General features: G+C 39.7%; 10 protein-coding genes and 2 pseudogenes. 8 read left to right on the forward strand and 4 right to left on the reverse strand.

Annotation, left to right across the window (positions count from 1 at the left end; genetic code table 11):
- The 4 genes from L654_RS0107720 to L654_RS0107735 form a co-directional block, all read left to right on the forward strand.
- The coding region (locus L654_RS0107720; protein ID WP_024607705.1) for a membrane protein at positions 1-1,364 on the forward strand (1,364 nt) is incomplete at its 5' end.
- A 60-nt stretch (positions 1,365-1,424) separates the two neighbouring features.
- On the forward strand, positions 1,425-2,948 hold the full coding sequence (locus L654_RS0107725) for a mannitol dehydrogenase family protein (protein ID WP_024607706.1): 1,524 nt from the start codon (positions 1,425-1,427) through the stop codon (positions 2,946-2,948).
- A gap of 2 nt (positions 2,949-2,950) precedes the next feature.
- Entirely contained in the window at positions 2,951-3,868 is a 918-nt protein-coding gene (locus L654_RS0107730) for a carbohydrate kinase (protein ID WP_007584308.1), read from the forward strand.
- Between the two features lie 269 nt (positions 3,869-4,137).
- On the forward strand, positions 4,138-5,607 hold the full coding sequence (locus L654_RS0107735; protein ID WP_010553606.1) for a carbon starvation CstA family protein: 1,470 nt from the start codon (positions 4,138-4,140) through the stop codon (positions 5,605-5,607).
- An 84-nt stretch (positions 5,608-5,691) separates the two neighbouring features.
- Here the strand turns inward: L654_RS0107735 and L654_RS0107740 are convergent, their stop codons facing one another.
- Positions 5,692-6,210, reverse strand: coding sequence for a TetR/AcrR family transcriptional regulator (locus L654_RS0107740; RefSeq protein WP_024597781.1), 519 nt, complete (start codon positions 6,208-6,210; stop codon positions 5,692-5,694).
- Between the two features lie 389 nt (positions 6,211-6,599).
- Here L654_RS0107740 and L654_RS0107745 point away from each other — a divergent pair, with 389 nt between their 5' ends.
- The 4 genes and pseudogenes from L654_RS0107745 to L654_RS0107760 all read left to right on the forward strand — a co-directional run bounded on the left by L654_RS0107745 (position 6,600) and on the right by L654_RS0107760 (position 9,056).
- The gene (locus L654_RS0107745; RefSeq protein ID WP_024607707.1) at positions 6,600-7,220 is read left to right on the forward strand and encodes a glutathione S-transferase; all 621 of its coding nucleotides are present in this window, start codon (positions 6,600-6,602) and stop codon (positions 7,218-7,220) included.
- A 49-nt stretch (positions 7,221-7,269) separates the two neighbouring features.
- Positions 7,270-7,945, forward strand: a pseudogene (locus L654_RS01000000125715) (cupin domain-containing protein).
- Between the two features lie 121 nt (positions 7,946-8,066).
- On the forward strand, positions 8,067-8,447 hold the full coding sequence (locus L654_RS0107755) for an STAS/SEC14 domain-containing protein (RefSeq protein WP_002960091.1): 381 nt from the start codon (positions 8,067-8,069) through the stop codon (positions 8,445-8,447).
- 156 nt (positions 8,448-8,603) lie between these two features.
- The gene (locus L654_RS0107760) at positions 8,604-9,056 is read left to right on the forward strand and encodes a nuclear transport factor 2 family protein (RefSeq protein ID WP_024607708.1); all 453 of its coding nucleotides are present in this window, start codon (positions 8,604-8,606) and stop codon (positions 9,054-9,056) included.
- 43 nt (positions 9,057-9,099) lie between these two features.
- Here the strand turns inward: L654_RS0107760 and L654_RS01000000125720 are convergent.
- The 3 genes and pseudogenes from L654_RS01000000125720 to L654_RS0107775 all read right to left on the reverse strand — a co-directional run bounded on the left by L654_RS01000000125720 (position 9,100) and on the right by L654_RS0107775 (position 13,949).
- Positions 9,100-10,042, reverse strand: a pseudogene (locus L654_RS01000000125720) (carbohydrate kinase).
- Between the two features lie 112 nt (positions 10,043-10,154).
- Positions 10,155-12,551, reverse strand: a complete 2,397-nt coding sequence (locus tag L654_RS0107770; protein WP_024591932.1) for a TonB-dependent receptor — start codon at positions 12,549-12,551, stop codon at positions 10,155-10,157.
- Between the two features lie 171 nt (positions 12,552-12,722).
- Positions 12,723-13,949, reverse strand: a complete 1,227-nt coding sequence (locus L654_RS0107775; protein ID WP_024607709.1) for an MFS transporter — start codon at positions 13,947-13,949, stop codon at positions 12,723-12,725.
- Between the last annotated feature and the right edge of the window lie 27 nt (positions 13,950-13,976).

The following is a 13,976-nucleotide window of genomic DNA, read 5'->3' on the forward strand; positions in this document are numbered from 1 at the left end:
CCGCCATGATCACGGTATCCTCCACCGCCGTGCGGTTTTTGTTTGATATACCTGCGCAACTTGATTGGTATCCAAATAGCTTTTGGTTTGTAGCCATTGTTTTAGCTGTTGGCTCTATTGTTGTGTTTGTTGCGATGTATGGCTTTTCTACGGTTGCTGACTTTTCGAAACTGTGCGCGCCGTGGCTATTTGTTATATTTATTGCAGGTTCGTTCGCGTTATTCCCTGAGCTTTCAAATCACGTATTAGGTTCTACCTCTTTAACTAGCTTTAGCGACTTTATGACCATAGGCGACTCCTCCATATGGACGGGCACCAATGCCGATGGTGAAAAAGGCATTGGCCTATTAGAAGTGATTGGCTTTGCATGGGCTGCTAACTCAATTACTCACTTTGGTTTAATCGACATGGCTATTTTTAGATTTGCTAAACGCAAAAGCTATGGCTTGTTTTCTGGCGTGGGCATGTTTTTTGGTCATTACTTAGCGTGGATCTCTGCCGGTATTATGGGCGCAGGTGTTGCGGTATTACTTAAAACAACTATTTCATCACTTGATCCGGGCGATGTTGCATACCATGCATTAGGTTGGACTGGCTTTGTTATTGTAATTATTGCCGGTTGGACTACAGCTAACGCAAACCTTTACCGTGCAGGTCTTGCAGCACAATCTATATTTGTTAATCAATCACGTGAACGCACAACCGCTATTGTAGGTGTTGTAACCGTGATTATTGCGTGTTTCCCGTTTGTATTTTCACAAATGCTTCCGCTACTTACCTACGCAGGCTTATTAGTTGTGCCAGTAGGCGGCATTGTGTTTGCTGAACATGTGTTATTTCCTAAAATTGGCCTAACACGTTACTGGGCTAAATATAAAAACATTACCCGCAGCGTACCGGCTATAGCATCTTGGGCGTTAGCGCTTGTGTTTGGCTTTGGTTTAAATGCTATTGATGTAATGTCGTTTTACTACTTGTTTATTCCTACGTGGATTTTCACAATCGTTATTTATACGCTTTTAGCTAAAAAATACGGCGCCGGTGAAGATTACACACAAGAGATTGAAGCAGAAGAGCAAGAGCAACGTGATATTAAAGAATATCAAGCTGCTGAAGCTAAAGACATTCCAAAGCCAGTAATTGACAGCTCTGTATTTACCAAAGTACTTAATGCGGTTTCTACGGTTTCACTGGTTATTATTTTTATATTTGCCAGCCAGGTGATGTTTTTCAGTGAAACTATGAGTATGTACAGCGCTAATAAATCGCAATTCGAAATAGCCTGTTTTATTTGTACTGTTATTTATTTTGTTACTGCGTACTGGTCGTTAAAACGCCATAAAGTACTCAATACAGCATCGTAATTACTTATCGTAATACAGTATCGTAATTTATATTTTATTTTTGTTTAGTAAGGTCGCACCATGACGCAACATCAACACACTGACGCTCTAGTTACAGGGCTAAACCAACAAAGCTTGGCTCAATTACCAAGCCATGTTGATACACCAACCTACGACCGTAGCGCAGTTAAAGCCGGTATTGTTCATATTGGCGTGGGCGGTTTTCATCGTGCTCATCAAGCGGTATATGTTAACGAGCTTTTAAAAACCCCAGGCTCTGAGCAATGGGGCATATGTGGTGTTGGCCTTTTAGAGGGTAACCGTGGTCTGCGTGATATTTTAAAGCAGCAAGATTACCTTTATACGCTTACTGTTAGACACCCAGACGGTAAAATAGATAACAAAGTAATTGGCTCAATGATCGACTTTTTGTTTGCTCCAGAGGACAAACAAGCGGTAATTAATAAGTTAGCGCACAGCGATACTAAAATTGTGTCGCTTACTATTACCGAAGGCGGCTACAACTTTAACCCTGCAACGGGCGAGTTTGATTACAGTAATCCAGATATTATTAACGACATTAATAACCCGAACGACCCAATTACAGCGTTTGGTTACATTACGGCTGCGTTAAAACTGCGTAAAGAGCAAGGCTTAGGCGCATTTACAGTGCAGTCGTGCGATAACATTCAGCACAACGGTAACGTAACACGTAAAATGCTTTTAGCCTTTGCTACAGAGCAAGACAAAGACCTAAGTGAGTGGATTGAGCAAAACGTATCGTTTCCAAATGCGATGGTTGACCGTATTACACCGGTATCTAAAAAGAGTGATATTGATTATGTGGTTGATGCATATGGTGTTAGCGACGAGTGGCCAATTACCTGTGAGTCGTTTACACAATGGGTAATAGAGGACACATTTAGTGACTCTCGCCCAAATTGGGACGTTGTTGGTGCACAGTTTGTTACTGATGTAACGCCTTATGAAACCATGAAAATACGCTTACTTAATGCAGGGCATTCTGTACTTGGTTTATTAGGTTCAATCCATGGCTATGGCACTATAGACGAAACGGTATCTGATGAATTATTTGCCACATACCTGCGTGCTTTTATGGATAAAGAAGTAACGCCAAATCTTGAACCACTTGAAGGTATTGACCTTGAAAGCTACAAAGATACGTTAATAGAGCGTTTTGCTAATCCTAATATTAAAGACAGCCTAGCGCGTATCTGTAGTGAAAGCTCAGCTAAACTGCCTAAGTTTTTAATTGCTACAATTAACGAAAACCTAGTACAAGGTCGCGATGTATCACTGGCAACGCTTGTTATTGCTACTTGGTGCTTATACAGCGATAAGGGTTTAAGTGAAAACGGCGAGCAACTTGAAATTCAAGATGCGATGCACAAAGAGCTTAATTCTTACGCGCAAGAGACTCAAACTAGCCCGATTGCATTTTTAAAGTTAACGAGCTTGTTTGGTAAGCTTGAGCATAACGAAACGTTTACTGCTGAATATAAAAAGTCGATTGCTGCGTTGTATGCACCTAATAGTAAAATTAAAGCCATTATGCAGGCTGTACTTGATCAAAAGAGTAACTAATTATGAGCATTTTAATTAATCATAAATCAGGCGAAAACGTAAGTGTTAGCTGCTTTGGCGAAGTGCTGTGGGATTGTTTTGATTCAGGTAAACGCCTAGGTGGCGCGCCACTTAATATGTGTGTGCGTATTAACTCACTAGGCATTAAAGCCGACATGATAAGTGCAGTAGGTAACGACGAGTTAGGTGCTGAGTTACTTGGCGAAATTACTAGCAAAGGCGTAAGCTGCGAATACATTGCTATTAATAGTGACAAAAAAACTAGCACGGTTGAGGTAACACTCGACAGTGGTGGCTCAGCAAGTTATGAAATAGTGGCAGACACTGCGTGGGATAATATAGCGCTTACTGATGAGTTACTTAGTAAAGTTAAAAGTAGCGATGTATTTGTATTTGGCAGCCTAATTGGCCGAAGCGAAGCGTCTTTAGCAACGTTAAATCAACTAGTTGATGTAGCAAACTTTAAAGTATTTGACGTAAATCTACGTGCACCGCATTACAAGCTAGAAACACTTGTAGATTTAATGAATAAAGCAGACTTTATTAAGTTAAACGATGAAGAGCTATACGAAATAGCAAAAGCGATGGGTTGTAAGTTTCATTCGCTTGAACAAAATTTAGCGTTTATAGCACAGCAAACAAATACCGATTACTTATGTGTAACTAAAGGCAGCCACGGTGCTTTATTAACAATCAAAGGCGAGAATTTTTATAATTCAGGTTATTTAATTAGCGTAATTGACACTGTTGGCGCAGGGGATTCGTTTTTAGGTTCGTTAATTTATCAGCTTTGTAGCAACGACGATGCGCAATATGCCGTTGACTTTGCATGTGCCGTTGGAGCAATGGTCGCCGAAAGTTCTGGCGCAACACCTACTTTAACGCATCAACAAATTAGTGAGTTTATGAACCCACTTTAAAAAACATTGTGTGTGAAAGCGGTTATAACGTAAAAGTTTAACCGCTTTTTTTGTGCCCAAAATAAGACGTGTGTAATAAATATTCAATGTGGAGCGTTAAGTGTGCAGGTTGCGTAAATAGTGGCTTATATCGATTATTGTATTAGCTAAACGTCTTATTGTTTGAGGGTTGAAGCTTTGTTATTGTTCGTCGATTATTCACGGATTGAAAAGGCGGGGCGACACACAATGCGCTCTATAACTAAAATACAAAAAGAGAAACGTGCTTTATGATCATCTTTTTTATCTGCCTCACTATTTTAATACTGGGCTATAAGTTTTACAGCCCATTTGTTGAAAAACAAGCCGGTTTGGATTCAACTGCTGACACACCACAAAAACGCTTTAGCGAGGGTGTTGATTACGTAGCTATTCACCCTGTACGAGCATTTTTAATTCAGTTTTTAAACATTGCTGGCGTAGGTCCAATATTTGGTCCAATTTTAGGTGCTTTATACGGACCAGTTGCACTAGTATGGATTGTACTTGGTAATGTTTTAGGTGGCGCTGTACACGACTTCTTCTCAGGTGTAATGAGTATAAAAGAAGACGGTAAAAGCCTACCAGAAATCGCAGGCCATTATTACAACGTCGTATTTAAAGGCTTTATGCTTGTATTTACTGCCATGCTACTGTTTTTTGTAGGTGTAGTATTTATTATGAGCCCTGCAGGTTTGCTAAGTAACCTTGATTTCTTTGAAGGTACAATACTGGCAAATAATACCTTTTGGGTACTCGCTATTTTAGCGTATTATTTTTTAGCGACCTTGCTACCAATTGATAAAATCATTACTAAGTTTTACCCAATTTTTGGTGCGCTAATGATTGTAATGACAGTGGCAATTGCTATTTCATTACTTATTAATGCGCCGCACTTACCGGTACCAAGTGACTTTTTAGCTTACTTTGAAGCTGATCACGCTCATGACTTTTTAGAGCCAAATCCAGATGGACTACCAACATGGCCATTGTTATTTATAACAATTACCTGTGGTGCTATTAGTGGTTTTCACTCTACTCAAGCGCCAATTATTGCGCGCTGTTTAACTAACGAAAAATACGTACGTCCAGTTTACTACGGCGCAATGATGTGTGAAGGTATTGTAGGTTGTGTATGGGCACTTGCTGGTATTGCAGCGTTCCCAGATGGTTACGCGGGCTTAAAAGCATTGCTTGATCAAGGTGGTCCAGGTTTAGTTGTTAACCATGTAGCTAACAGTTACTTAGGTGTATTTGGCGGTATAATGGCAATTATTGCAGTAGCCGTTTTCCCAATTACTTCTGGTGATACAGCGTTCCGTTCATTACGTTTAACAGTTGTTGATGCGTTTAATATTCCGCAAAGTTTACGTAACCGTTTATTAGTAGCGGTGCCTATACTTACTATTGCTTACTTTATGACGAAACTCGATTTTTCATTAATTTGGCGCTACTTTGCATTTTCAAACATGCTGCTTTCTACAAGCGTATTATGGCTTGCCACTAAGTACTTGTTTGACCGTGGTACATTCCATTGGATTGCCAGTGTTCCTGCTGTTATAGCAACTGCGGTAACGGTTTCTTATATTGGTACTGCTGCAATTGGTCTTAACTTATCAAGTGATTTAGGTAAACCTATTGGCGCTGTAGTAACAGTGATTGGCTTAATTGTTTTAGCTATTGTGCACTCTAAGCATAAAGTTAAACCAACAGCGGTTTAATAATCACATAAGTTATTTCAAGCATTAAAAAAGCGAGCTATTCATTATGAATAGCTCGCTTTTTTTGTGTACTAAATTTAGGTATTACTGAGTTGCAAGTTCAAAGTAACTATTATCGTCGAGCGTTTTGCTTATCATCATAGCGCCCTCAAGCAAGCTCACTGTTTGAATAGCCGCTTTAGTAGGGTTGAGTTCACCATTAGCTAAGTGCGCAGCGCTAAGCCATGTTAGATTTTGATTAAAAAAACGTTTTACTTCAAGGCGTACTTTATCTGGAAGGCTATCGCTTTCGGCTCCTAGCAAACCACATAAACACATTTTACGATCGGTTACTAATGCACTTCTAAAAAGCTGAGTGTACACATCAATAGGATTTTTACCGCTTGCTTTAAGCTCGCTTGGCTCGCCTAACGCAGCTAAAAAAGAATTAGTATATTGATGAGCAAGCTCAGCACCTAAATCGGCCTTAGTCGGAAAGTGATAGTGCACACTGGCGCTCTTAATTCCAACTTCGCTGGCGAGCTCTCTAAAACTAAAATTACTGTATCCGCCAAGGCGCACCTTGTTTTCAGCTGCTTTTAATAAAGCTTCTTTTTTACTCATTTTGAATATTTCCTATCTGCAGTAATACCAATTTTATTAAAACATGATCATTCTATCGCATTAAACAACTCACTAACTGCGTTAAAAATTATTCATATAGAACAACTATATCTCATAATTCTCGCCTTGTTATTGCGCTATTTTCTTAGCGCAATAATAAATCACTTATTTAATGCAATTGGTATAGTAAAATTATCGACCAGTAGGTAGTTATTTACAAGCGTTTTTATTTTTAAGCAACCCCCTAATTTTATTATGAATTAAGTTAAATCCTATAAATCAGAAAAATTTAAACGTTGACTTAAATTTAGTTTAATATTATAAATTACCTATCGGTAGGTAGGTTGCTACCGTTGGCTCACTTTTAAACAATAAAGATAGAGATTGCTATGAAAATTTATGATGTAGAAAACTTTCCAAATCCACTTCGTGTTCGTATCGCTTTAGCTGAAAAAAATGCCACTTCTAATGTTGAGTTTGTACCTGTTGATTTATTAAATGGTGAACACAGAACAAAAGCCTTTTTAGCTAAAAATCCATTAGCAGGTGTACCCGTATTAGAGCTAGATGACGGCACGTTTATATCAGAAAGTACCGCTATTACTGAGTATATTGATACCGCATTTGAAGGCCCATCTTTAATGGGTGAAACCGCAAAAGAGCGTGCAGTAATTAACATGATGCAAAAGCGTGCAGAATCTATGGTGCTTGACGCTGTGGCAACTTACTTTCATCATGCAACTAATGGCTTAGGCCCTGAGCTTGAAACATATCAAAATGTGGCTTGGGGTGAAAAACAAGGCGAAAAAGCGCGCCAAGGGTTTAGCTATTTTAATGATGTACTAGCGCAATCGGCGTTTGTTGCTGGTGAGCAGTTTAGTATTGCTGATATTACATTGTATGCTGGGCTGGTATTTGCTGGATTTGCACAAATAGCAATCCCGAATGAGTTAACCCATTTAGTTGCATGGCAAGAAAAAGTAGCAAAACGCCCAAGTGTTGCGGCTTAATTAGGTTATTAGTTTAAAATTTAAGTGAAGTTACACTTAGGAGCCAAATATGAAAATAGCTGCCGATTTTAGTAAACGAGTTGTGGTACATAGCGAATCGCTCCCGTGGGTTNGTTGATAGGCGAGCGCTCGATAGAGTGGGCGACGAAGTTGCTCGCGCAACGACCATTGTTCGTTATGCACCTGGCAGTGAGTTTTCGCCGCATGTACATACAGGCGGTGAGGAGTTTGTTGTGCTTGAAGGCGTATTTCAAGATGAGCATGGTGACTTTGCGGCAGGTTCTTATATCCGTAATCCACCGCAATCAAAGCACAAACCGGGGTCTGAAAATGGCTGCGTTATATTTGTAAAGTTATGGCAGTTTCAGCCAGATGACCGAACGCACGTGCGTTTGCAAACAAACTTGATGCAAAGTACGGTGCATCCTAGTTTTAAAAATGTTGCCGTAACCCCTTTATACAAAGACGACTTTGAAGAGGTAAGCTTATTGCACTTTAAGCCTAACGCCTGCATGGTTATAAGCGCAAAAGGCGGAGCAGAGTTGCTAGTACTTGAAGGCTCATTTGATGAGCAAGCCGATACCCTTGTAAAAAACAGTTGGTTAAGAGTGCCTGTTAATAGCTCCGTTAACGTTAAAGCGGGAAGTAATGGTGCAAAGGTATGGCTTAAAACGGGTCATTTAACTGATGTAGAAATCCAGATATCTCGCGTACAAAATGCGTAATAGAGCCGTTTATTTGAGACTATTTAATGATCTAGCTCAGGACTATTTATTGATTTAGTTCAGGACTAATTAATTTTAGAAGGTGTACTTTTACCACTCAGCCTATTTAAGGAGAGCAGTAATGGTACACACAACACATGGTTTATCTATTGGTCTTGAACGTGCAGGAAGAGAGTTTTTTTTAAAACTTAAAGCCGTTGGTACGCTTACTCACGACGACTACAAAATAATTACCCCAATGATAAACTCAGCTCTTGGCGAAGTTAAGCACCCAGTTGTGAATGCATTAATAGATGGTAGTGAACTTGAAGGTTGGGAACTACGCGCAGCGTGGGATGACTTAAAATTAGGTGTTAAACACTCTAAAGAATTTAAAAAAGTAGCTATTTACGGTAATAAAGAGTGGCAAGCTCGCATGGCCAAAATAGGTAACTGGTTTATATCTGGTGAGGTTCAATACTTTGAAAATGCTACCGCAGCCATAGATTGGTTAGACGAATAGCTTGATCGAGAAATTAAATTAAAGCACTCTTATAGAGTGCTTTTTTGCTCTATGGGTAACGTTATTAAGTAGTTACATTCGGTTTATTTCAATTGTTAATACTGCTCTATTAAAATACACTCATTATTATTGAGCAAACTACGCATTATAAAAACAATGAAACAAGTACTTACCTTTATTACATTCCTGATATTTTCTACATCAATACATGCAAAAGATAACAACATATTCACGCCGGTGAGCGATCTTTTTTTGGCTGTTTCTAACGTTGATCACACGCAAATGCGTGCAGCCGTTGATGATTCATTTTTACTTTTAGAGCACGGTGAAGTGTGGACTATTAATGACTTTATAAATGTTGTTAAGCCCTCTGATTTTGTAAGAACTAATTATTTTAGTGTTATAAATTCGCGTGTAGTGGGTGATGTTGCATTTATTAATTACTGGAATAAAGCCAATATTAAAAACACCGAAAGAAGTATTGATATTTATTGGTTAGAAAGTGCCGTTGTATCAAAAGTGGGCGATAAATGGTTGTTATCGCAAATGCACTCTACTCGGTTACCCCAAGATGAAATACCTAAAGGTGTCACTTTTATAAAGCAATAGATATAACTCTAACTTAAAGCCCCGTAATATGGGCTTTAATCATTTAAATTACATCAGCCAGCACAGGTAATGCCGGAAATGCCCCTTTAGCTAAACACGCTTTAGAGCCACATTTAAGAGCAAAGTGCAGGGCGCCTTTTACGCTCGCTTTATCATTTAGTTTATCTGCTAGTGGTAAATCACTTCCTAAGTTATTTAAGTAGTATAAAACCCCCGCTATAAATGCATCACCCGCGCTTGTTGTATCTACGGCGTTTATTTTTGGTGCCGATTCGTTAAGTATAAATGCGCTGTGGTAAACCTTGGCAGGCTCTGGTCCATCGGTTAAAAACACCAGTTTTACTCCGGTGTTTAATAGCATTTGAATGTATTTTTCACCGTTTGTATCGCTATGCTGGGCTAAAAAATTAAGCTCATCACGCGAGAGTTTTACTATGTCACAATAGGTGTAACAAGCTTTTACATTGCTTGCTATATCGTTTGTGTTTTCCCACAAGCTGTAGCGTAAATTTACATCAAAACTGACGAGCTTATTATTCGCTTTTGCAAGTTTTAGCGCTTTAACCGTTGTGTTGGCAATTGCTGATTCGGTTAATGTGTTTGAACAAAAGTGTAGTGTGCTTATTTCTTGCCAATTTATATGCGCTAAATGCGCCTGGGTTAATAGTACATCGGCTGTATTATGGCGATAAAAGCCAAAACTACGCTCGCCGGTTTCATCAAGGCTTACTATAACCATGGCGGTTTGTGAGCCTGCAATGGTAAATAAATAGTCTGTATTTACATTGTATTGCGCTAATGCATTACTTAATTGATTGGCAAAATGATCGTCCCCTCTACCACCACAAAATGCAGCTTCACCTCCGAGTTTTGCATAGCCAACAGCTACATTGGCAGGNACCTGGTATAGGTAAATAGGCCGAGTTATTAGCATCTTGTGGCAGCATATCAATTAATAGCTCGCCTAAGCACAGAAGTTTGGTCATTTGGAATATCCTAAAAAGCCTAGCAAGGCTAGGCTAAAAACGTGAAGGGTGTTATTTATTCATACTTTAAAAGGCGCTACAGTGATTACTCACCGCAGCGTAATACACACATTTAGTTAAAAGCGTATTTTAAAGTTACCGACGTTGTGCGGCCGTTAATAGTACGGGCACGAATAATATTGTTTTCAGGTACTGAGCCTTCTTCTGCTTCAGTGATACCTACTGTATCAAATAGGTTATTCACATTAAGCGCAATATTAAGGTTTTCAGATAAGTCATAGCTTACAAAGCCATTTACCTGTGTGTAGCCGTCAAATTGTAGATCGTTATTATCTTGAGCGTATGCATCGGTAGTACCAATGAAACTTACCCCTGCAGCGCCTTTTTCATAGCTGTAACGTGCCATTAATGAGTAAATTAAATCGGCTTGACGACGTGGCGTATTACCTACCACATCTGGGTTAAGCGCATCTTTTGCTATTTCTGCATCGGTCCAGGTTAAATTACCGCGAAAATCCCATGCATCAATAAAGTAAGTAGATTCTATTTCAATCCCTTTTGCTTCGTATTCACGGTCAAAAAATGTTTGTGATGTTGCTTCAAAATTTTGCTCTTCAGTTTCGGCAAAAAACGCAGTAGCAAACACTGATAATGAATCAAAGCGCTTTTTAACACCAAACTCAAATTGGTTCACTTCATCAACAGCGTCTTCTTTTGCAACAGAGCCGTCGGCGCGTACTTTACCAAATAAAAGACGGTCAGCATTTGCGCGCCCACCTTTACTTATGCGTGCAAACGTAGCAAGGCTTGGATCAATTTGATAATTAGCACCAATTGAATAAGAAGAATAGTTCCAGTCGTAATTTACTGGACTGGCGTTGGCAATATCAATACCTGCAACGTTTTGCTCAGGGATTGATATTTCACCGTCGCGGTTCATATCTACAGTTGATGTTACAGCACCTGCATAGTTACCGCGAGCTTCGCCACTGTCGTAACGGGCACTTGCATCAATGCTTACGTCGCCTAATTTAGTAGAGAATGCAACGTATGGTGCACGCGTGTCGTACTCTGTGTCGTAATCGCGTTGGCAACAGTTTCCCCAGTAAGGTGTGCCATATGCATATAAACCATTTTCTGAAAATTCAGTACCGTCAGCTGCAGTAACATTTAATAATGCTGCATTGTCGCCTTTAAGCTCCATAAGGTATGAATTCCATAACCACGACATAGCAATGTTTTGAGTTGACGCGTAATAACCAAAGGTAATGCTGGTATCATCATCAAACGATTTAGTTAGTTTAAAGTCGTTAACTAGCGAATCGAAGTCGTTCATTGTTACGTCAAACGTATGAATTCGCATAGCGAGGTCGTCGTTAAATGCAGCGCCCGTGTTTGCGTTACTGAGTGTTGCGCCTACACCACCAATACTCTGTGCAATAGATGATGCGCTGCCAACCTCAGCAGGAATAAGCGAGTTAAAGTTGCCGCTTATTGATGATTTACGAAAACGGTTTTCGATACGCCAATCGTTATCTAAATCAAATACAGCTTCAAAACCAACAGAGTCAACCTTTGGATTCATACCATCGCGGATATCGCCGCTACTGATTTGGTTTTCACCATTTAAACGTACTGTTTTAGTAAATAACGCTGAGTGAGGTGTGTCTGATTGTGCATCAAAGCCAGCAATAGAGTCACCATTTGAGTACATTGGCATAGGAAGGTAGCCAACACTCTTATCGTCTAAGTGTTTGTAATAAAGGCGCACGTAACCGTTGTCGAAATCTTTAGTAAGGTTAGCTTTTATTTGGCCACCTTTATTAGACGTGTAACCTGTTTCGCGCGGGCCTTCGCCTTGTCGAACAAAACCACCAACATGAAAACGCACGCTATCGGTTAAGTAAGTGCCGTATTCGAAGTCTGTACGAACGCTGTCGTAATCTAAGCCAAGTGTTGTAGACACACTGCCAGATTCGTTTTCGCCATTTTTAGAGATAAAGTTAATAATGCCACCAGGTGCATTACTTGCTGCAGTAGATGCTGAGCCACCACGAATCGATTCGATAGTTTGCACAGTGTTATCTAATCGCATAAAAATATCTGAATTACCAAAAGCGATATCACCGTATTGCATTACAGGTAAACCATCTTCTTGCAATTGTAAAAATTTTGCACCGCCTGAAGCAACTGGCAGGCCACGAACAGCAATATTTGCATTGCCTTCGCCACCTGTAGATTCTGCACGAATACCAGGGATTATTCTAAAAGCCTCGGCTGTTGAGCGAGGAGTAGACACTTGAACTTGTTCAAGTGATACGCTACTAACTGATACGCTTGAAGCCATGATTGTTGTTCGACGTGGTACGCCGGTTACAACAATTGTTTCAAGACCTTTGTTTTGTGATGCTTCAGGTGTTGCTTGGTCTGTTTCTTGTGCGTTAACGCCTTGACTTACGGCAAGTGCTAAAGCGCTGATTAAATATAAAGGTGTATTGTGTGTTGTCATGTGAACGCCTCGTTGTGTTGATCCCAGTAGGGTTTGTTATTTTTACTTAATCGATTAAGTAAAAGTAACAAATATTTTACAATAAGCAAATCATTTTGTGTTTAATTTGCTCTTTTATTATTCATATGTTGATTTTAAAGGTGTTTTTTATTGTATTGAGATACAAGTTTATTAAGCTGTTGGGTTACTTTCTTGTAAAGCACTCATTGATGGGTCGCGTAAATAATTGAACAACATAGCTATAAATAAAATCACGGCAAACCCTGTTGCCAAGTAAAAGCCATAGCGCACATGGCCAAAGTAATCGCTGATCATACCCATAAATAAAGGGGCTAAAGCAGCTGATAATGCGGTAAAAAATAATATAACCCCGGCTACAGCTCCATGGCGCTCAGCAGGAAAACACGATATACCTTTAGAGTTCAAAGTTGGATAAACCATAGACATAAATAAACCTGAAAGAGGTAGTAACCCTACAGCCCAATCAACACCCCCAATAAGTGTACCCACATAACAAAGCGCAATACCTAAGCTTAAATAAGCCATAACACCTTGCCAGCTATAATGATTTAGTAACCATACGGCAATAAAACGACCTGCAGCACGTAGTATAAAAAATATAGTAAGTGCATAAGTGGCAAGGAGCGGCCAAGAGCCTGTGTAGTCCTTTAATAGCGTCGGCATCCATACATAAATAGCCACTTCAGTCGCTACATAAAGTGCAATAGCTAAAGAAAAGCCAAGTGCATAAGGGTTTTTTACCATTTTCAGGGTGGTGGCCAAAGAGGCTGGCTTTTCAGTTGTTTTAACTACGTCAGGGTAGTCTGCGCGCCATGCTAATAAAGCAAGAATTAAACACATTACGCCCGCAATAATATACAGGTATGTCCAACTTACGTTTTGCACTAATAAAACACCAACTAGGGCAGGGCCTACAATAGCGCCAATGCCAAAAAAGCCCTCAACCTTGTTCATGGTTTTAGTATGGTCGTCGTTACTATGTGAAATATCGCCAAGCAATGCCAGTGCGCCGGTTTTAAATAAACCAATGGCCAAGCCTATGCAGCAAAGCAATACTAAAAAGAAGGTAAAACTGGTGCTAAATGCAAATAAAAAACAACTCGCAGAAAATATTAATAGACCTAGCATAATGGTTTTTTTACGGCCAAGGCTGTCAGCTAAAAAGCCTAAAAATAACCCACTAAAGGCTATTAATGCCATGGGAGCGTAATGAAATGCACTAGCTTGAGTCATGCTCAAACCGAAATCTTTTATAAGTTCGGGGATTATCATGCCGACTGCGTCAGAGGTCATGGCAAACATAAAAAACATCATGTATGTAAGCCAACGTATTTGTTGCAGTGGGTCGCTGCTTACGTGTGTGTGTGATTTTGTCATGTGTTTATTCCTCGTTAAATTCTCTAT

This window comes from Pseudoalteromonas sp. TAB23, from assembly GCF_000498075.1.
GTDB classification, from domain to species: domain Bacteria; phylum Pseudomonadota; class Gammaproteobacteria; order Enterobacterales; family Alteromonadaceae; genus Pseudoalteromonas; species Pseudoalteromonas arctica.